Source organism: Flavobacterium sp. FlaQc-57, assembly GCF_044007395.1.
Lineage (GTDB): Bacteria > Bacteroidota > Bacteroidia > Flavobacteriales > Flavobacteriaceae > Flavobacterium.
In genome coordinates this window covers 206005-224652 of sequence record NZ_JBIPDA010000005.1, presented here as the reverse complement: position 1 = coordinate 224652, position 18648 = coordinate 206005, and the positions used below count along the sequence as shown (strand labels likewise).

Sequence of the window (18648 nt, the reverse complement as noted above, 5' to 3'; positions counted from 1 at the left end):
TGGCTCGTTATTATTTACAGTAAACTATTAACAAGAGATCCTAACTTTCCTATGCTTGACAACGGAAACCAGTTAATTAACATCACATTAGTGAATGAATTTTTACTAATTATTTTTGTTGCTGTACCTATTTTTATTATTAATTTATTGATTGGATTGTTTAGAACAACCTAAATCCTTTAGAATCTTTTTAGAAACTAAATATGATTAACGAAACTGAAACACCTGAAGTAATAATAGGAAACCCTAGTTTACTTCAAATAGGCTTTAGCATTATGGGGTTCTTATTTCCTTCAAGTATTATTTTTTTAATTTGCGGCAGTGAGTGGATAACAAATAACGATACCGAAACTAATTTAATATGGATAATTGTGTTTCTATTCGCTTTTTTTGCCTTTGGAAGTCTATACATGCTGTTTAGTTCAAAAAGAGTTACACTAACCAATACAATCCTGACTATTTCGTATCCTTTAATCTTTTACAAACGAAATATAGCTTTTGAGGATGTTTATAAAGTTAGAGAAAGTAAATATAGTGTTCAAGGTTCGCGAGACTTTTCGACTTTTGATATTTATAGCGGTAATAAAATCATAATTGAACTTTATAACTCAAAGAAAATAGTTATAACTTCAATGGAAATTACAAATTATACTATTCTTGCAAAAAATTTAAAGAATATAACTACTTCTTATTTTAAGTTAAAAAGTGACTCTAAAAACTTAAAAAACACACAAGGATACGGATGGTTAATTTTTATAATCGTTTTGACATTTTTCCTTATTTTTTCACTCATTCAGAAAAAGTATTTCTTATAAATGATAAACGTCTAATCTAGCCCCGATGGGAGCGGCATCCTTTTTCTTGCTTCTTTAGCAAGGAAAAGATATAGCGTACAGCGGGACTAAAGGTTATTATGAAAATAATTTTTCTGCTCCTTAAATTTGAAATAATTAATACTGATTTTAAACCTGTCCGAATTCCCCCTTAAAATTGTCCTTAAACAACCCTAACCAATTGATTTTTAAAAGATAACTTTGTTGTATAACTTTCTAAAAACATATACAATGAGTGCAACAGATTTTACCACAACAATAAAAGTAGATCAATCTCCCGAAGACGTTTTTAATGCCATTACAAATGTTCGCGGATGGTGGTCAGAAGAAGTAGAAGGCAATTCGGCAAAGCTTAATGATGAATTCGATTATCATTATGAAGATGTTCATCGATGTAAAGTAAAATTAATTGAAGTTGTCCCGAACAAAAAAATTGTTTGGTTAGTGGAGCAAAATTATTTCAAATTTACCGAAGACAAAACCGAATGGACGGGAACAAAACCCACTTTTGAAATTTCTGAAAAAGAGGGCCAAACAGAGCTTCATTTCACCCATTTTGGTTTGGTACCAGAATATGAATGTTTTGATATTTGCAAAGAAGGCTGGACAAATTATATTCAGAATAGTTTACTTAAACTGATCACAACTGGAAAAGGTGCGCCAAATGCCTCAGGAAAACCGCAGACAGATACGGAAAAGAAATTATCATCGAAATAATTTTCATAAATTCGTAGCTAAAAAACCAAAACTATGAATCCTATTGTAAGAAACATTTTGGCTGTTATTGCCGGACTTTTTGTTGGAAGTATTGTTAATATGTTTATTCTTTTATTGAGTAGTTCAATCATTCCGCTTCCAAATGGCGCAGATAATACAACTACCGAAAGCTTAAAAGCTACTATGCATTTATTTGAACCGAAGCATTTTCTTTTTCCGTTTTTAGCACATGCGATCGGAACGTTTGCGGGAGCAGCAACAACAGCTATAATTGCTATAACTCATAAAACAAAATTACCTTTAATAATTGGTGGTTTCTTTTTAATTGGAGGAATCGTAAGTGTTTGTACTCTTCCTTCTCCTATTTGGTTTACAATTATAGATTTAGTTTTTGCTTACATTCCTCTGACATATTTAGCGATAAAATTGTTTGCCAATAATAAATCATAAAGACATTTCTTCTCTCAATCTACCTTAAAAAACAATGAAAAAAATTGGACTCGTAGGAGGAATCAGTTGGGTTTCGACCATTGAATATTATAAATTAATCAACGAAGGTGTCAATAAAAAACTGGGAGGATTACAATTTGCAGAATGCTTAATTTATTCTTTAAACTTTGCCGACATACAGGAAAAAACCTGGACTGACTCGTACGAAATTCTATTAAATGCCTGCTTAAGCTTAAAGAAAAGTGGTGTTGATGCCATTGTACTGGGAGCAAATACAGCGCATATGTATGCAGATAAAATTGAAAAAGAAGTTGAATTACCCTTAATTCATATTGCGACAGAAACCGCACAAAAAATATCCGCACAAAAAATTAAAACAATTGGACTTTTAGGAACTTCGTTTTCCATGGAAATGGATTTTTATAAAGATCGTCTGAAAAGTTTTGGCTTAAATGTACTTATTCCTGAAAAGCAGGAAACCAGAGATTATATACAACACGTTTTGAAAGAAGAACTTGGAAGAGGAATTATTAATCCGGAATCGAAACAAAACTATATTCATATTGCAAATGAATTAACGGAGCGCGGCGCAGAAGGCATTATTTTAGGCTGTACCGAAATTCCGTTGCTAATCGATCAATCTGACTTTTCATTCCCTGTTTTTGATACTACCAAAATACATTCTGAGGCTATTGTAAACTTCATTTTGTCTTAAAGTTAAATCCGAAAAAATTTCCATTTAAGATGGTAAATTTCATAACTTAGTTTGTTTTTTAATTTTAAAATCATGACTAAGAAATTTATTGCCAAAGACTTTCTTAAACTCGCTGCAAACGGGCATTCGCACGAAGCGTTTCGTTTGTATGTTGGCAAGGATTTTAAACATCATAACGCCTATTTTAAAGGTGACTCTGACACTTTGATGCTGGCAATGGAAGAATCGTCAAGAAAAAACCCAAACAAAACACTCACAATTCATCACGCGCTAAGCGACGGAGATTTGGTTGCGGTTCATTCTCATGTAAAGCAAAACTCAACCGACTTAGGCGCCGCAGTCGTACATATTTTTAAATTCGAAGCAAATAAAATAATTGAACTTTGGGATTTAGGACAACTGATTCCAAAAGAAAAAATTAACGAGAACGGAATGTTCTAAAAATAGTTTTCAGTCACAGTTAACAATCAACAAAGACACAAAAACGAAAACCTGAAACCTGAAACAAAAAAACGAAAACCTAAAACCAAAAACACCAAAAAAAATTAATGAAATCGACATTTAGAATCTTCTCTTTACTATCTTTTCTTTTACTTCTTTCGAATTGCAATTCATTCGCACAAAAAAAGGACAATTATTCTGCAAAAATTGACAGCGTAATAAAACTCAATAATCCTAAATTTAACGGCGTAATCCTAATTTCAAAAAACGGAAAAACTTTGTACTCAAAAGCGAAGGGATTTAGCAATTTTGAAACTAAAAAACCTTTAAAAATTGATAGTCAATTCGAAATTATGTCCAACAGTAAACAAATTACTGCAGTTTTGATTTTATTGGAAGTTGAAAAAGGAAAAATCGATCTGAATGCACCAATTAAAAAATATTTACCGGAGTTAACGCAATCGTGGGCTGATTCTGTTACAGTTCATCAATTACTAAATCACACGCACGGGATTGTCGATTTACAAAAACCACTTGCTTATAAAGCCGGAACGAATTTTAAATACGGAGATCTAAGTTTTAGTCTTGCAGGAAAAATAGTTGAATCTACTACTAAAAAAAGTTATACTGAAGTAGCAGATGCGCTTTTTAAGAAACTAAAAATGAACAATACACTTTGCTATTCTGAAGCTAAAAAACAAAATTTCGTTTCGGGATATATCAACAAAAATGATTCTTTTGAAATTGTAAAAAAATCTAAGATTAATTCTGATAACTTAGGCGCAGATGGAATCGTCTCAACTGCAAATGATCTGGCAATTTGGAATAATAATCTCCATAAAGGAAAAATTTTAAAACCGGAAACCTATCAATTGATGCTTAAATATAATATTACTTCTCAACATAATTTCTTTGGCAAAGAAAAAGAAGGTTATGGTTACGGTATCAGAATTTTAGAAAAAGAACCTGTCAAATATTTAGGTCACACGGGTTTAGGCGACGGATTTTCATCTGTAAATTTGTATTTTCCTGAGAGTGATGTTAGTTTAATTATTCAGGAAAATGAGATGAACGTAAGTTCAGATTTGTTTTATGCTTCTGAATTTAAAATCAAAAATATTTTACTGAAAAGCAGTTTACTGAATCAAAAATAAGAGACAATGGCAAAGAATAAAACTACTGAAACCGAGAGCAGTGTTGTTGATTTCATAAACACAGTCGAAGATGAAGCAAAAAGAAATGACTCTTTTGAGCTCATCAAAATAATGCAAAAAGTTACTGGTTCTGACGCTATAATGTGGGGACCAAGTATTATTGGTTTTGGCAGTTATCATTACAAATATGCCAGCGGTCACGAAGGCGACGCGCCACTTGCAGGATTCTCGCCAAGAAAAGCCGCCATTTCGCTTTATGTTTCTTTACCTACGGAAAAAAGAGAGGAGTTACTTTTGAAATTAGGAAAACACAGAGCCGCAAAAGGTTGTATTTACATCAAAAAATTGGCAGATATTGATATCGAAGTGCTAAAAAAAATGGTTTCACTTTCAGTAGAAAATTTAAATAAATTATATCCATCAAATTAACCTGCTGCAACCTAATAAATGAAAAGATTTCTATCAGAACACAACTCACAGTCTGAAAATGACCGTTTTGTATTGCAATGTATGTTTTTTTTAATTATTGTTACAATTATTTGCTACTCCATTTACAACTATAAAAAACTGTATATCAAATTAATAAACTATGTAAATGACTTTACATATCTTAAATTTCGCCGACTTTCAAGCTTACTGTTTTTTATTGTAATTTCTATACTATTTGTTTATAGTTTTATAAGACAAATTCTATTCTAAGTTTTATTTTTCAACTGACACAGCAATACCAAAAACTAAACAATCATGATCCTAACAATAATTCTACTTTTACTGGCTCTTCTTATTTACTTTTTGATGCATCCGAGATATGGGAAAAGACCATCTGGAGAACGATTGGTTTTGATTCAAAAGTCACCTCAGTATAAAAACGGAAAATTCGAAAACGAAAGTTTCACACCTGAACTGGCAGAAGGTTACGGTTATTTTGATGTTTTAAAAGATTTTTTCTTTAAGAAAGTAGACCGCAAAATTCCGACAGATATAATTCCGTCAATAAAAACTAATTTACACGAAATCCCGTTAAATCAGGATATTCTGGTTTGGTTTGGACATTCCTCTTATTTCATTCAGCTTGAAGGAAAACGTTTTCTAATAGATCCTGTTTTCAGCGGTAACGCCTCTCCTATTTACGGAACTACAAAAGCGTTTAAAGGAACCGATATTTATACTGCTGATGATATTCCGGAAATTGACTTTTTGTTGATTACGCACGATCATTATGATCATTTAGACTATACAACCATAATGGAATTAAAACCTAAAATCAAAAAAATAATCTGTCCGCTTGGTGTAGGTTCACATTTTGAATTTTGGAAATTCCCTGTTGAAAGTATTATCGAAAAAGACTGGCATCAAAAAATAGAACTGGATCAAAACATTACGATTTATACAACGCCGTCAAGACATTTTTCAGGCAGAAGTATCAATCGCTGTAACACACTTTGGACATCATTTGTATTAGAAACCAAAGACTTTAAAATGTATTTGGGCGGCGATAGCGGTTATGATAAACATTATGCTGCAATTGGAGATAAATTTGGGCCTTTTGATATTGCTCTTATCGATAATGGTCAATACAATCCTGCCTGGAAATACATTCATAATTTGCCGGAAGATGTCATAAAAGCAATGAAAGATTTAAAAGCCAAACGAGTCTTTCCGGTGCATTCATCGAAATTTCCGTTAGCGCTTCATCCGTGGGACGAACCTTTGCTAAAAGTAACAGAATTGAACCGTTTGTCTGAAAACCCAATTCCGCTAATAACACCTAAAATTGGTGAATTGGTCGAACTCAAAAATGAAAAACAAGAATTTCAACAATGGTGGAAAGGAGTTCACTAGTACGGAATTCAGAAATAAAAGATAAAAAATGAATACTTTAAATTATACGATTCGAAATGCTTTCTTTTCAGAATTTGAAGAAATAGGACAATTACTTATCAGTGTTTATTCGCAATTAGACGGTTTTCCTAAAGAAAGCGACCAGCCAAATTATTACAAGATGTTGGCAAATATTGGAGACTTTACCAATTATCCCGAAACGGAACTTTTAGTAGCTGTCGATAAAGATAATACTGTTTTGGGTGCAGTTGTTTATTTTAATGACATGAAATATTATGGTTCTGGTGGAATTGCAACTCAGGAACAAAATTCGGCCGGTTTTCGATTATTAGGTGTCGGCACCAATGCACGCGGAAAAGGGATTGGCAAATTACTAACGCAGGAATGCATTAAAAAAGCAACCTTAAACAAACGCCAACAGCTTATAATTCATTCAACTTTAGCAATGAAAACAGCATGGCAGATGTATGAAAATCTAGGCTTTAAACGATCTGAAGATTTAGATTTTATGCAAGGAGAATTGGCCGTTTTCGGATTTAGATTAAAAATAACATCATAGAATTAAAATTTTAAAATCAATACATTGAAACTTAAAACACTCTTTTTTACAATTGTCTTTCTGGCAACTTTTAATCTGTTTGCCCAAAATACTTATGTTTTTTTAGGAAGTTATAATCGAGATAAAACTGCCGAATCTATTCAGGTATATCAGTTAGACACTTTAAAAGGTAAACTGACCAAAGTTGCTTCAGCAAAAGATCTAATCAATCCGTCTTACTTGACTTTATCGCCAAATGGAAAATTTGTATATGCTTGCACTGATACCAAAACACCAAATGCAGGAAGCGTTAGCAGTTTTGAATTTAATTCCAAAAATAAAACGCTTACTTTTTTAAACAAACAATCAAGCGGAGGCGAAAATCCTGTTTATGTTTCAGTTCATAAAGGTGGAAAATGGCTTGTAAATGCTAATTATACTGAAGGAAGTGTTTCTGTACATCCTCTTTTAGAAAATGGAAAAATCGATTCGCTTGCGCAGAATTTCCAATATATGGACGGAAGTGTCAACAAAGAAAGACAAACCCGATCGCACGTACATTCGGCAGTGTTTTCACCTCAAAATGATTATTTGTTTTTACCCGATTTAGGTGCAGATAAAATTCGTTGTTATCAATTTGATAAAAATAAAAAACAACCTTTACTGGAAACAAAAAATCCTTTTATAAAAACAGATTTAGAAGCTGGACCAAGACATTTTACTTTTCATCCGAATCAGAAATTTGGATACTGTATTGAAGAAATGGCAGGCGCAATTAGTGTTTACCAATATGAAAACGGAAGTTTAAAAAAGATTCAGAGAATCAACACACATCCTGAAAAAATCAAATCTGGTTTTGAAAGTTCAGATATCCATATTTCTCCTGACGGAAAATTTCTTTACGCCACAAACCGAGGAAAAGAAAACAATATTGCTATTTTTTCTATTGACGAAAATGGTTTATTGAAAAACATTGGATATCAATCGACTTTAGGAAAACATCCGAGAATTTTTGCCATCGATGAAAGTGGAAATTTTTTAATTGCAACGAATGTTATTTCTGGAAACGTAGTCGTTTTTAAAAGAAATCAAAAAACAGGAATGCTTAAAAAAATAGAAAATAAAGTTAAAATAGAGAACGTTTCTTGTGTACAGATAAAAAGGATATAATTTTAATTGTCCACAGATTTTACTGGTCTGAAAGGATTATCACGAATTTTTTATTTTCGCTCTTATTTTTATTTTCATTTTATGTCATCTGACAAACATTCCGATTACTTTAAAATAACAATACATAGATTTAAAATCATTTTAATCTTATTAATCTGTGGCTTAAAACAAAAAAACTTTAAAAATTATGAAACCAGAATTCAACTTACAACCTGACTTTTTAGAAGATGAAATCACAAAATTGATTCCGTTGCAAGAAAATCATTTTGAAGAACTTTATAAAGTTGCTTCAGACCCATTAATTTGGGAACAGCATCCAGTAAAAGAGCGATATAAAATAGAAATATTTAAACCTTTTTTTGAAGGAGCTATGAATTCTAAAGGTGCTTTTTTAATTTTAGATAAAAAATCGAATGAAGTAATGGGAACCACCCGATTTTATGATTACGATAAAGAAAAGTCAAGTGTTGGTATTGGTTACACTTTTATTGGCCGAAAATTTTGGGGCGGACCGTATAATAAATCAAATAAAAAATTAATGATCGATTATGCTTTTCAGCATGTCGATACGATACTTTTTCATGTTGGAATAGAAAATTTCCGTTCGCAAAAAGCGGTTTCAAAACTTGGAGCAGCAAAAATAAAAGAAACGATAGTTTCTGCCAATGGTGTAGATATGCCGCATTTTGAATACGAATTAAAAAAACAATAAATTTAATGAATAGAATAACAGTCTTTTGCGGTTCTAGTTCTGGTACCGAAGAAATTTATAAAGAACAAGCTACTTTGCTCGGACAAACTCTTGCCAAACAAAATATAGAATTGGTTTATGGCGGTGCAAATGTTGGTTTAATGGGCGCTGTGGCCGATGGTGTACTAAATGCCGGCGGAAAAGCAATTGGTGTTTTGCCAAATTTTTTAAGATCTAAAGAAATCGCGCATCTTGGTTTAACCGAATTAATTTTGGTAGAAAGTATGCACGAAAGAAAAACCAAAATGAATGATTTGTGCGATGGCGTTATCGCATTGCCTGGAGGTTTTGGAACGCTTGAAGAGCTTTTTGAAATGCTGACTTGGGCACAACTAGGTTTACATAAAAAACCAATTGCCATTTTAAACATCAACGGCTTTTATGATTCTTTAATTGAATTAACTGAAGTTATGGTTGAAAAAGGGTTACTGAAAGATGTCAACCAAAAAATGCTTTTGATAAGTAATACTATTGACGATTTATTGCATCAAATGAAAAACTATGTACCTCCAACTGTTGGAAAATGGATTGATAAAGACAAAGTGTAAACTATTATTCTTAAATTAGTTACCTCAAAAAATACTTCAGATTTCAAATTTACAAATCACATTTCACAATAAAAAAAATGAAAGCAGAAAACAACCACTTCGCAAAAGCCGAAATGCTGATCAGAAAACCTGTTTCAGAAGTTTTTCAGGCTTTTATAAATCCGGAAATAACTCGTAAATTTTGGTTTACAAAAGGTTCCGGAATATTAGAACAAGACACGAAAACCGAATGGACTTGGGAAATGTATGGTTTTTCATTAACCGTTACGACTCACGTTTTGCAGGAAAATAAAAAGATTGTAATCGAATGGGGAAACCCGGACGAAACCACAATTGTAGAATGGACTTTTCATCCGCTAAATGAACATGAAACTTTCGTGAGCATTACCAATTCAGGTTTAAAAGGAGATTCAGATAAAATAATCGATCAGGTTCGAAATTCTACTGAAGGTTTTACATTGGTTTTGGCTGGAGCAAAAGCATATTTAGAACATAAAATTCAACTGAATTTGGTTCTTGACAGATTCCCGAAAGGCTTAGCGTAAAAGTTGATTTTGTTTCAAGTTTCAGGTTGCTGTCGAAAACCTGAAACTTGAAACCTGAAACCTGAAACCAAAAAAAATATGGATATCAAAAAACCTCAAAACATCGACGAATACATTGGAGCATTTCCAAACGATGTTCAGGAAATTTTAGAAAAAATAAGAATGACAATTCAAAAAGCAGCTCCTGATGCCAAAGAAAAAATTAGTTATTCGATGCCTGCTTTTGAGCAAAACGGAATTGTAGTTTATTTTGCTGCTTTCAAAAATCATATTGGTTTGTATGCTTTACCAAGCGGTCACGAAAAATTCAAAGAAGAATTATCAAAATATAAATCGGGAAAAGGTTCAGTTCAGTTTCCTCTAAAAGACAAAATTCCGTTTGATTTAATCACCAAAATCGTGAAATTTCGAGTAAAAGAAAATCTGGAGAAAACGAAAAAGAAATAATCCTAAAATGAATCTAGCCGAACACTACAATCAACTTTACAAAACATCTTCTGAAGCTATTTTAGCCGAAAATTATACATTAGATACTCAAATTAATAATGGTTCTGACTCTCGTTTTGGGATTACGCTTCTCATTCGCCCAAGCGAAACTGTGAGAGCAAATATTCAATTGTTTTTAGAGGATTTAAAAGCTATTGATGACGTGCAATATTATTATCCAGATGCTGACATTCATATTACCGTTATGTCGATTATTTCGTGTTATGACGGTTTTAGTCTCGATAAAATTAAGGTGCATGATTATATTGAAATCATCGAAAAAAGCTTAATTGAAGTCAATCAAATAAATATCGAGTTTCGAGGCATTACAGCTTCATCTTCTGCAATAATGATTCAAGGATTTCCTTCGGATAAAACTCTTACCGCTTTTAGAAATAAACTTCGTGACAATTTTAAAAAATCAGATTTACAGCAAAGTATTGATAGTCGCTACACAATTGAAACGGCACATTCGACCGTAATGCGATTTCAGGAAACACTTAAAAATCCGGAAAAATTAATACAAGTTTTGGAGCAATATCGTGATTATGATTTTGGAGAATTTAAGGTAGAAAAACTAGAATTGGTTTATAATGATTGGTATCAAAAAGTAGAAAACACCATACATTTAGCAGATTTCTATTTGTAATTTTTTTTCGCAACGAATTTATTTTTTTTGCCAAGAATTTCACGAATTAGCACGAATTTTATTTATTAAACTTTCCAAAGTGCCACAAAACACCAGACGGATCGTGTAGAAAACATTCGCTTCCCCAATCAAAATGTTTTGTTGGAGTTAATTTCACTCCGTATTTTTCCGTCAGATTGAGTTTCAAAAGTTCATTGTAATAGTAATCAACATCTTCGACTTCAAGAAAAATCATTGTATTTTCGTTCCAGCTTTTATCATAATAATCCTGAAGATAAAAAGCTAAATCTCCTGTTTTAAAAACAGAAAACTTCGAATCTAAAACTCCTTCTTCGAAACCTAAATCGTGATAGAAGCTTCTTGATATTTGAAAATCCTTAGCTCCAATAAATGGTCTGATCGATGTGGCTTTGTGTTTCATGATTTTAGATTTGTAATGATGAACCTTCTAACAAATTTATTCATTATTCATTTAAAAACCAATCAACTCCATTATCTAAACGAATGAGAAAATCGGTAAAAGATGAACCAATTTCAATATTATACTTATTATTCAAATCTATAAAAGGTGAAAGGATTATTTTGATATTTTCATTTTCGCCAAATTCAATTCCAATAAATTCTCCACTTCCATTTGATCCAATCCCAATTGTCTGATGCAATTCGTTTACGATATTATAGCTTTCATTGGCTTCAATAATTTCTTCTAAACTCCAAAGATTTATAAATTCAACCCCAATAAATTGATCGATACCTAAATAGTTTTCCAGATAATAAACATAATCTACTGGAAGCTTTAAATTGGAATAAGCTTCAACATCGCATACTTCTACAGATGAATTTATATCTCTTTTAGGAAAGCTATATTTTGTAATTATTTTTTGTAAATTTTTCATTTAATAAAACTTAAAATATCAATATAAAAAATTACTATTACTCAAAATTCATTACCTTATATTGAGATTTATTAAGTACTTTTTTATCACAATTGAGGACATTAACATAGATGAAATTTTCATCTATTTTAGACTCAAAAATCAAATCTTTCTTGTCAATAACTTCCATACTAAGCAAAGTTGCATATATAAAATTATCAATTATTACAATTTCAAATTTAACAGGGAATGGTAAGTTATTTTTAATTCTTAAATCCTTATAACCATAAACAATTGTTGCATCGCAACCTAAAGGTGCAAATCTTGTTTCTTCAGTATAAATATCAACAGAATGATTGTGTCTTTCTAAAATCTCTAAACCAGTTATTAAACTCATCTGGTATACAATTCCAGATACTTGGCACATACCACCTCCGTTTTCTTGCTCTAATTTTCCATTAACTAAGGTTCTGCTTTTCTTAAAACCATGATTTGGGTTACCTATAATTTTGAAAAAAGAAAAAATTTGATTTGGTTTAAGGATGTGTCTATTTATTCTTTTTGAGGCTAATTCTATGTTATACAACTTATTCCCAAAAGTCTGGCTTGGCATTATTTTCTGGGATATTGTTACTTTATAATCAAAAATAAATTTGTCATTCGTTTCCTTAGAAAATTTAAACAAATCTTTACTTAAAAAATCATTTTTAAACCTTATAAGTAATTTTATATTTATTTTAATTTGTTTCCAAGTTTTCATTTTTTCTCAAATTCAATGACTAAATAAGAACTATATTCTTTCAAAAATGAAACTGCTAAAAGTGAATCTAATTCTATTAAAAACTTTCTGCAAAACTTAGGAAATCTATGAATGGGTAAAAACAAAAAACCAATAGTTTTTTTGAGTTTAAAATTTGGCTTTAACTTTAGATCGCCAATCGAAAAACTCTTCGCTCCATGCCAATCTTTATTTTTATATCCCAGAAGTTTTCTTCTTTTTCTTGAAGGAATATCAAAAATAATTCTTCCATTCTTTTTTAAGATTCTATTACATTCTTCAAGTATGGCATCAATTTTTTTCTCCTCTAGATGCATAAAAAAATGAAAACTTATAATGGTATCGATACTATTGTCTTCTATTTTTAGCTGGTGAGCTTCACATAATAAAATCGTTTTTTCAGGGAATTTTGCCTTAGAAATTTCAACCATTGCCCTACTCGCATCAACTCCTAAAGATGCGTAATTTAAAAGTCTTCCAGTACCACAAGCTAAATCAAGAATTATTTCATTTTTATTAGTCAATAATTTATTTAGAATTTTTCTTTCCTGATTATCGATAAATTGCCCATAAGTATTATTAAATCTATTTTCATCATATGTGCTTGCCAATGTATCATAATAATTTACAATTTCATTCATTTATTTTCTTTTAGGTTAAAAACAAATATAATGAAACTCTTACTTAAATATTATTGTTTCTCAAAACCAAGTTGCTTTCTTAGATCCAGATTTAAACTATATTGTTCCTGAATTGGAATTACATTTCTTGTGCTTTTATTAATATCGCTTCCTTCGGCTGACCATAGAAATGGGTAAAAATTAAAAACTTCATCTCCTTTTAATTTTGAAACCTCTTCTCTCCAACCATTCCACCTGTTTCCTTCATAAAATTTATCCAGATCATTATTAAAACAAAATCCTAAAAATTCAGAATAAGTAATATCCAGTGGCTCATATTCGAGATTATCAGGAGAAAAATAATAAACTTTCCCCAAATCTTTTCCTAATCCGCCACCATTCAAAAGATAAAAACCACCAATTGCATCATCTGCAATTAATAAAAAAGATGGTTTTTCGCCAAACTCTTTAAACGATTTTCCTTTGTTCCAATCCGGAAGCGTACGATTAAACTTTGAATTTCCAGAACCCAAAATTCTAATCCAGCCATCATCAATCAAAATTCCGCCCGTCATAAAAACAACAGCTCCCATTGTCGAACGAGTTGTTACTTGGGTTTTGTATAATGATTCTTTTCCGTTTAATGCATCTACGGGCAAAACTTCTACTTTATTTTTTGCTGTTTTAATCCAGTCTTCGACAGTTGTCCAACCTGGGTCTGCTTTATCTATAAGTTCTTCAGCACTTTTCATTTTGTTTTGTGCAGTTACTGTAAAAGTTAAAAATAGCAATGTAATTAAAGAAAACTTAAATATCATTTTATAAAATTGTGAGAATTATTCTTAACAACTATCCTTTCTTCGAAATATTGCATAAAACATAACTAATTTGCTAGATTATTTTAAGATTTATAATCTGCTAAATAGTTGAAATGCTTCGTAATTGTATTTACTTTTTATTTTTTTTGTAACTAAAATTGTGTTTGATCACGTTCGCAAAACCAATTTGGTTGACACTCAGATACAACACAACCACCCGATTTATATTTTACCTTTTCGCTCTCTTCTTTAGAAATTATCTTTCCATTTTTATCTGTAGGATTTCCATTTTTATCCCGATAACTTACTCTTGCAATTAATCCGTAAACAATTGGAATTACTTTATCATTTTTACCACAAACAGTACAAAAATTACTTTTGTTCTTTCCAAACGGGCAAACAGATGAATATGGAATTTCTATATGATTAATTTCATTTTGCTTTAAGTTGAGGATATAATAAGTATTAGTCGGATAACTTCTTGGCGAAATAAATATGTTTACTTTTTCAACTTTTACATCTTCGAACGCAAATCTTAAATCAGAATCAAGTTTTATGCTATCAGTTTTTATGCTGGTTTTCAAAACTATAACGGTATTCTCAAAAACCTTATTATAATTCTCGGTATCCTTTAAAATTAATTTTCCTGTCAATTTAACTGTTTGAGAAAAACAGGAAATTGATATCAAAAAGAGATATATGAATTTATTAATTTTCATCTTACTATATATTTCAATCTAAAAGACACAAATCAAGCCTATCTCTTCTTCAAAATATTACCTAAACCTCTACCAATTTGCTCAATTGTTTCAATTCCTTTTGTTAATGGCGTTGCTGTAAAATCTTCATAAGCATCCATAGAAGTCTCTTTACGGTCGTCTTGCGCATAAACCAAAATCAGGTTATTATCGCTAAAAAATTTCTCGAATTTTTGAGGCAGTTTATCAAAGATCGATTGGTACGAAACAGAACCTTTTCGAGATAAATTAAAGACAATTAAATCGGTTGGTTTGATTTCTTCAGAAATAGATTCAAAATCTTCCCAGTCCATAATGCTTTTAAAACCTAATTTTGCATTTAGTTTTAAATTTGCCGCAATTTGCTGAATAGTTTGATGTGTTTTGTACTCGGCATAAATCACTATCGGAATACTTAATTCCTGCGACAATCGGCAAATTTTCTGCAATAGAAGGTGAAATCCAACTCCTCTTTCAGAAAAAGGCGGACAAATAAAAACCAATCTTTTTTCTTCGATAAATGATTTCTGAAACCTGCAGATAAACAAACTTTTACCTACATTATTGATAATCGAATCTACATTTTCTCCAAAAATTTTATCCAGAAAACCTGTTTTTCTTGGCCATCCAATAATCACAATATCCGACATGATTTCTTTCGAAGTTCTTGCAATTCCGCTTGCAGGATTATGGTCAATTCTGGCAATCGTATTAATTTTTACTTCTGAAGCCGAACCTTGAATAACAAATTTATCGACAGCTTTTCTATACTTTAAAATATTAATTTCTGCCTGATCATTATTGGGTACAATCGTTAACAATGTCACCGGATTAGATGATTTTTTATCTTTAATTAAAAGTGCAAAATCTAATAAACTGGCTGTAGCCGAAGTTTTAGCTAACGGAATTAAGATATGTTCGTCTAAAATTTCATCGCTGTTAGCATCTTCATGTGAAACTTCTTCTTCGCAAATCGCGATTTTCTTAGCTGCTTTTTCAGTCGCAAAAGAAGCCACAATACAAGTAATTAAGATTAAGATAATGGTCCCGTTCAAGATATTTTCATCAAGAATTTTAGCTTTAAATCCAACTAAAATAACCGCTAAAGTTGCAGCCGCGTGCGCACTACTCAATCCGAAAATCAGCTGTCTTTCAGTCTTCGTATATTTAAAAACGACTTGGGTAAAAAAGGCCGCAATCCATTTTCCAAAAATAGCCACAACACTTAATGTTCCTGCTACAATTAATGCCGTTGGTCCGCTTAGAATCACACTGATATCAACTAACATTCCCACAGAAATCAGGAAAAACGGAATAAACAATGAATTCCCAATAAACTCAATTCTGTTCATCAATGCAGACGAATGCGGAATTAAAGGATTCAATGCTAAACCTGCAACGAAAGCTCCAATAATTGGCTCTACTCCTGCAACTTCTGCCAGGAATGCCGCGAAGAAAACTACCGAAAGCACAAAAATATAATGAGCGTGTTTTTCACTTTCTAATTTTTTAAAGAACCATTTGGCAATTCTTGGAATAACCAAAAACATAATTGCTGAAAAAATGGCTAATGAAACGGTTAGTTTTATCCAGAAAGCCTGATTCAGATTTCCCTGACTGCTTCCCATAATTACTGCCAGAATGATTAAAACAGCAGTATCTGTTAAAATTGTTCCTCCAACTGTAATAGCCACAGCCTGATTTTTTGCGATTCCGAGTTTACTCACAATCGGGTATGCAACTAAGGTGTGTGTTGCAAACATACTTGCCGTTAAAAAACTGGCATTAAAATCGTAATTCAGTAAGTAAAAACAAACTGGAAATCCAATTGTTAACGGAAAAATAAAGGTAAAAAATCCGAATAGTAAACTCTTATTTCGATTGGCTTTGAACTCATTCATGTCGAGTTCCAGACCAGCAATAAACATAATATACAAAAGTCCGATTGTAGAGAATAAATCAACGGCTGAGTTTTTTGCTAAAATATTAAGTCCGTGAGGCCCAATAATAACACCCGAAATAATAAGCCCGATAATCCCGGGAATATTAATTTTTTTTAATAAAATAGGCGACAAGAGAATAATGAAAAGTATTAACGAAAAAATCAATACTGGGTTGCTTAGTGGTAATTCGAATTCTTGTAAAAAATGCTTGAAAAATTCTATCATAATGTAATTTTATCTTCTTTATGTATTTTAATTTTTCGTAAAAAGTGGTATTAAAATTAAAATCAAATCTCAGAAGTTATTATTACCGATTTATTTAAAAACAAACAAATCGGATTCTTTAGTGATTGCTTCATTACAAAAATACCTAAAAAAATTGCGAACTTTTCACGAAAACCGCATATTAAGTAATAAAATTTGTTTCGTTGCCAAATTATTAAAATTTAATATTTTTTTTAACAAAATCGCAACATTTACAAATGAAAATAAATGTTCATTGCATTATTCAATTATCTTTGTCTTAATAAATATTGCACAATGGAAGAATGTATCTCTGTTTTTGATATGCTTAAAATTGGCGTTGGTCCCTCAAGTTCTCATACTTTAGGGCCTTGGAGAGCCGCAGAACGTTTTTTAGAAGAGTTAAAAAACGAATCAATTTTAGACCAAATTAAACGCGTAAAAGTCGACTTGTACGGTTCACTTTCTTTAACCGGAAAAGGTCACGCTACCGATTTGTCTGTTATGTTGGGTTTAAGTGGACAGGATCCGGAATATATTCCGGTCGAAAACATTGCCGGAATCATCAAAACCATCGAAGATACAAACGAAATTATTTTGGCTAACGAATATAAGATTCCATTTTATTTTCTTCAGGATATTGTTTTCAATAAAGAATTTCTTCCTTTCCATGCAAATGGATTAAAATTCACAGCTTATAAAACTGATGATTCTGAGTATGAATCAACTTTTTATTCGATCGGAGGAGGTTTTGTGGTGAAAGAAGAACGCACAAATGCTAAAAATAATGAAGTTATAAAATGTGCTTTCCCCTTTCCGATTCAAAATGCTGTTGAACTTTTAAATTATACCGTTTCAGAAAACAAATCGATTTCTGAAATTGTTTATGAAAATGAAAAATCAATGCGTCCTGAAGCCGAAATTCATTCGGAATTAATGCGCATTTGGAACACAATGTTAGAATGTATGTACATTGGTTGTCATACCGGAGGAATTCTTCCCGGCGGATTAAACGTTCGCAGAAGAGCTTTTGATATGCACCAAAACTTAATAGGTTTATCTAATTATTCTAATCCGCAAACATGGTTAGAAGAAATCAGAAAAACTGAAGTAAAATTTCGTCAGATTCTTAAATGGGTAAGCTGTTTTGCACTTGCCGTAAATGAAGTAAATGCTTCTTTAGGCCGTGTCGTTACGGCTCCTACAAACGGAAGTGCTGGTGTAATTCCGGCCGTTTTAATGTATTATTTGGTAATTGAAAACCATAATGCAGGCGAAAAAGAAATCAAACAATTTTTGATGGTTGCCGGGGAAATTGGAAGTATTTTTAAGAAAGGTTCAACCATTTCTGCCGCTATGGGCGGTTGTCAGGCCGAAATTGGCGTTTCGTCATCAATGGCTGCAGCGGCACTTTGCGAATTAATGGGCGGAACTCCTGCTCAGGTTTTAATGGCTGCCGAAATCGCAATGGAACATCACTTAGGTTTAACTTGTGACCCAATTGGTGGTTTGGTACAAATTCCTTGTATCGAAAGAAATACTATGGGGGCGATAAAAGCCATAAATGCCGCAGAATTAGCTCTTGAAACTGATTCTAAAAATGCCAAAGTACCTTTAGACAAAGTTATTAATACAATGTGGCAAACGGCAAAAGACATGAATTCTAAATACAAAGAAACCTCTGAAGGCGGATTAGCAATTGCTGTAAATATGGCCGACTGTTAGAATAATATTGTTTAATTTTGCAAACAAAAAAACTCACGTTTTAAAAGTACATTCAGCTTTTAAAATTATT

General features: G+C 31.7%; 23 protein-coding genes. 16 read left to right on the top strand and 7 right to left on the bottom strand.

All coding sequences use genetic code 11. The features are described 5' to 3' along the window. The first annotated feature begins 203 nt into the window (after nt 1–203). From ACHRVZ_RS16485 to ACHRVZ_RS16415, 15 genes are all read left to right on the top strand, one after another. A complete protein-coding gene (locus ACHRVZ_RS16485; RefSeq protein WP_395423948.1) occupies nt 204–815 on the top strand; it encodes a hypothetical protein in 612 nt (203 codons plus the stop codon). Nucleotides 816–1064: 249 nt separating this feature from the next. After that, nucleotides 1065–1550 carry an SRPBCC domain-containing protein gene (locus ACHRVZ_RS16480; protein ID WP_395423946.1) on the top strand — a complete coding sequence of 162 codons (486 nt, stop codon included), beginning with the start codon at nt 1065–1067 and terminating at the stop codon, nt 1548–1550. A gap of 33 nt (nt 1551–1583) precedes the next feature. Beyond that, complete coding sequence (locus ACHRVZ_RS16475; RefSeq protein ID WP_395423943.1) at nt 1584–2000, top strand: hypothetical protein; 417 nt, start codon at nt 1584–1586, stop codon at nt 1998–2000. A gap of 34 nt (nt 2001–2034) precedes the next feature. Next, a complete protein-coding gene (locus tag ACHRVZ_RS16470; protein ID WP_395423941.1) occupies nt 2035–2715 on the top strand; it encodes an aspartate/glutamate racemase family protein in 681 nt (226 codons plus the stop codon). A 72-nt stretch (nt 2716–2787) separates the two neighbouring features. Beyond that, nucleotides 2788–3156: a nuclear transport factor 2 family protein gene (locus tag ACHRVZ_RS16465; protein WP_395423938.1), complete on the top strand. Its 369-nt coding sequence runs from the start codon at nt 2788–2790 to the stop codon at nt 3154–3156. A gap of 107 nt (nt 3157–3263) precedes the next feature. Next, nucleotides 3264–4310: a serine hydrolase domain-containing protein gene (locus tag ACHRVZ_RS16460; RefSeq protein ID WP_395423935.1), complete on the top strand. Its 1047-nt coding sequence runs from the start codon at nt 3264–3266 to the stop codon at nt 4308–4310. A 6-nt stretch (nt 4311–4316) separates the two neighbouring features. Further along, nucleotides 4317–4739 (top strand): DUF1801 domain-containing protein, encoded by a 423-nt coding sequence (locus ACHRVZ_RS16455; RefSeq protein WP_395423933.1) that lies wholly within the window; start codon nt 4317–4319, stop codon nt 4737–4739. 315 nt (nt 4740–5054) lie between these two features. Then, a complete protein-coding gene (locus tag ACHRVZ_RS16450) occupies nt 5055–6152 on the top strand; it encodes an MBL fold metallo-hydrolase (RefSeq protein WP_395423931.1) in 1098 nt (365 codons plus the stop codon). A gap of 28 nt (nt 6153–6180) precedes the next feature. Further along, entirely contained in the window at nt 6181–6711 is a 531-nt protein-coding gene (locus tag ACHRVZ_RS16445) for a GNAT family N-acetyltransferase (RefSeq protein ID WP_395423929.1), read from the top strand. Nucleotides 6712–6735: 24 nt separating this feature from the next. Then, the gene (locus tag ACHRVZ_RS16440; protein WP_395423927.1) at nt 6736–7860 is read left to right on the top strand and encodes a lactonase family protein; all 1125 of its coding nucleotides are present in this window, start codon (nt 6736–6738) and stop codon (nt 7858–7860) included. Nucleotides 7861–8047: 187 nt separating this feature from the next. Beyond that, nucleotides 8048–8572: a GNAT family N-acetyltransferase gene (locus tag ACHRVZ_RS16435; RefSeq protein WP_395423925.1), complete on the top strand. Its 525-nt coding sequence runs from the start codon at nt 8048–8050 to the stop codon at nt 8570–8572. Between the two features lie 5 nt (nt 8573–8577). Further along, nucleotides 8578–9159 carry a TIGR00730 family Rossman fold protein gene (locus tag ACHRVZ_RS16430; protein WP_395423922.1) on the top strand — a complete coding sequence of 194 codons (582 nt, stop codon included), beginning with the start codon at nt 8578–8580 and terminating at the stop codon, nt 9157–9159. A gap of 77 nt (nt 9160–9236) precedes the next feature. Then, nucleotides 9237–9704, top strand: coding sequence for an SRPBCC family protein (locus tag ACHRVZ_RS16425; protein ID WP_395423919.1), 468 nt, complete (start codon nt 9237–9239; stop codon nt 9702–9704). Between the two features lie 78 nt (nt 9705–9782). Next, complete coding sequence (locus ACHRVZ_RS16420) at nt 9783–10151, top strand: iron chaperone (protein ID WP_395423916.1); 369 nt, start codon at nt 9783–9785, stop codon at nt 10149–10151. A 7-nt stretch (nt 10152–10158) separates the two neighbouring features. Beyond that, complete coding sequence (locus tag ACHRVZ_RS16415; protein WP_395423914.1) at nt 10159–10839, top strand: 2'-5' RNA ligase family protein; 681 nt, start codon at nt 10159–10161, stop codon at nt 10837–10839. 58 nt (nt 10840–10897) lie between these two features. Here the strand turns inward: ACHRVZ_RS16415 and ACHRVZ_RS16410 are convergent, their stop codons facing one another. From ACHRVZ_RS16410 to ACHRVZ_RS16380, 7 genes are all read right to left on the bottom strand, one after another. Further along, nucleotides 10898–11260 (bottom strand): VOC family protein, encoded by a 363-nt coding sequence (locus ACHRVZ_RS16410; protein ID WP_395423912.1) that lies wholly within the window; start codon nt 11258–11260, stop codon nt 10898–10900. Nucleotides 11261–11303: 43 nt separating this feature from the next. After that, nucleotides 11304–11735 (bottom strand): SMI1/KNR4 family protein, encoded by a 432-nt coding sequence (locus ACHRVZ_RS16405; RefSeq protein WP_395423909.1) that lies wholly within the window; start codon nt 11733–11735, stop codon nt 11304–11306. Between the two features lie 37 nt (nt 11736–11772). Next, nucleotides 11773–12474: a VanW family protein gene (locus ACHRVZ_RS16400; protein ID WP_395423907.1), complete on the bottom strand. Its 702-nt coding sequence runs from the start codon at nt 12472–12474 to the stop codon at nt 11773–11775. After that, the gene (locus ACHRVZ_RS16395) at nt 12471–13133 is read right to left on the bottom strand and encodes a class I SAM-dependent methyltransferase (RefSeq protein WP_395423905.1); all 663 of its coding nucleotides are present in this window, start codon (nt 13131–13133) and stop codon (nt 12471–12473) included. Before ACHRVZ_RS16395 ends, ACHRVZ_RS16400 begins: the two co-directional genes overlap by 4 nt. A 50-nt stretch (nt 13134–13183) precedes the next feature. Then, the gene (locus ACHRVZ_RS16390) at nt 13184–13930 is read right to left on the bottom strand and encodes a DUF2625 domain-containing protein (protein ID WP_395423902.1); all 747 of its coding nucleotides are present in this window, start codon (nt 13928–13930) and stop codon (nt 13184–13186) included. 152 nt (nt 13931–14082) lie between these two features. Further along, nucleotides 14083–14583 (bottom strand): hypothetical protein, encoded by a 501-nt coding sequence (locus tag ACHRVZ_RS16385; protein ID WP_395423900.1) that lies wholly within the window; start codon nt 14581–14583, stop codon nt 14083–14085. A gap of 104 nt (nt 14584–14687) precedes the next feature. Next, entirely contained in the window at nt 14688–16835 is a 2148-nt protein-coding gene (locus ACHRVZ_RS16380; RefSeq protein WP_395423899.1) for a cation:proton antiporter, read from the bottom strand. A gap of 315 nt (nt 16836–17150) precedes the next feature. On the opposite strand from ACHRVZ_RS16380, the gene ACHRVZ_RS16375 reads away from it, so the two are divergent. Next, nucleotides 17151–18578 carry an L-serine ammonia-lyase gene (locus tag ACHRVZ_RS16375; RefSeq protein WP_395423898.1) on the top strand — a complete coding sequence of 476 codons (1428 nt, stop codon included), beginning with the start codon at nt 17151–17153 and terminating at the stop codon, nt 18576–18578. Nucleotides 18579–18648 lie beyond the last annotated feature (70 nt).

Bases quoted from the DNA above. Each gene is read 5' to 3' on its own strand.
- ACHRVZ_RS16485 (WP_395423948.1), top strand. From the start codon at position 204: ATGATTAACGAAACTGAAACACCTGAAGTAATAATAGGAAACCCTAGT.
- ACHRVZ_RS16480 (WP_395423946.1), top strand. From the start codon at position 1,065: ATGAGTGCAACAGATTTTACCACAACAATAAAAGTAGATCAATCTCCC.
- ACHRVZ_RS16475 (WP_395423943.1), top strand. From the start codon at position 1,584: ATGAATCCTATTGTAAGAAACATTTTGGCTGTTATTGCCGGACTTTTT.
- ACHRVZ_RS16470 (WP_395423941.1), top strand. From the start codon at position 2,035: ATGAAAAAAATTGGACTCGTAGGAGGAATCAGTTGGGTTTCGACCATT.
- ACHRVZ_RS16465 (WP_395423938.1), top strand. From the start codon at position 2,788: ATGACTAAGAAATTTATTGCCAAAGACTTTCTTAAACTCGCTGCAAAC.
- ACHRVZ_RS16460 (WP_395423935.1), top strand. From the start codon at position 3,264: ATGAAATCGACATTTAGAATCTTCTCTTTACTATCTTTTCTTTTACTT.
- ACHRVZ_RS16455 (WP_395423933.1), top strand. From the start codon at position 4,317: ATGGCAAAGAATAAAACTACTGAAACCGAGAGCAGTGTTGTTGATTTC.
- ACHRVZ_RS16450 (WP_395423931.1), top strand. From the start codon at position 5,055: ATGATCCTAACAATAATTCTACTTTTACTGGCTCTTCTTATTTACTTT.
- ACHRVZ_RS16445 (WP_395423929.1), top strand. From the start codon at position 6,181: ATGAATACTTTAAATTATACGATTCGAAATGCTTTCTTTTCAGAATTT.
- ACHRVZ_RS16435 (WP_395423925.1), top strand. From the start codon at position 8,048: ATGAAACCAGAATTCAACTTACAACCTGACTTTTTAGAAGATGAAATC.
- ACHRVZ_RS16430 (WP_395423922.1), top strand. From the start codon at position 8,578: ATGAATAGAATAACAGTCTTTTGCGGTTCTAGTTCTGGTACCGAAGAA.
- ACHRVZ_RS16425 (WP_395423919.1), top strand. From the start codon at position 9,237: ATGAAAGCAGAAAACAACCACTTCGCAAAAGCCGAAATGCTGATCAGA.
- ACHRVZ_RS16420 (WP_395423916.1), top strand. From the start codon at position 9,783: ATGGATATCAAAAAACCTCAAAACATCGACGAATACATTGGAGCATTT.
- ACHRVZ_RS16415 (WP_395423914.1), top strand. From the start codon at position 10,159: ATGAATCTAGCCGAACACTACAATCAACTTTACAAAACATCTTCTGAA.
- ACHRVZ_RS16410 (WP_395423912.1), bottom strand. From the start codon at position 11,260: ATGAAACACAAAGCCACATCGATCAGACCATTTATTGGAGCTAAGGAT.
- ACHRVZ_RS16405 (WP_395423909.1), bottom strand. From the start codon at position 11,735: ATGAAAAATTTACAAAAAATAATTACAAAATATAGCTTTCCTAAAAGA.
- ACHRVZ_RS16400 (WP_395423907.1), bottom strand. From the start codon at position 12,474: ATGAAAACTTGGAAACAAATTAAAATAAATATAAAATTACTTATAAGG.
- ACHRVZ_RS16395 (WP_395423905.1), bottom strand. From the start codon at position 13,133: ATGAATGAAATTGTAAATTATTATGATACATTGGCAAGCACATATGAT.
- ACHRVZ_RS16390 (WP_395423902.1), bottom strand. From the start codon at position 13,930: ATGATATTTAAGTTTTCTTTAATTACATTGCTATTTTTAACTTTTACA.
- ACHRVZ_RS16380 (WP_395423899.1), bottom strand. From the start codon at position 16,835: ATGATAGAATTTTTCAAGCATTTTTTACAAGAATTCGAATTACCACTA.
- ACHRVZ_RS16375 (WP_395423898.1), top strand. From the start codon at position 17,151: ATGGAAGAATGTATCTCTGTTTTTGATATGCTTAAAATTGGCGTTGGT.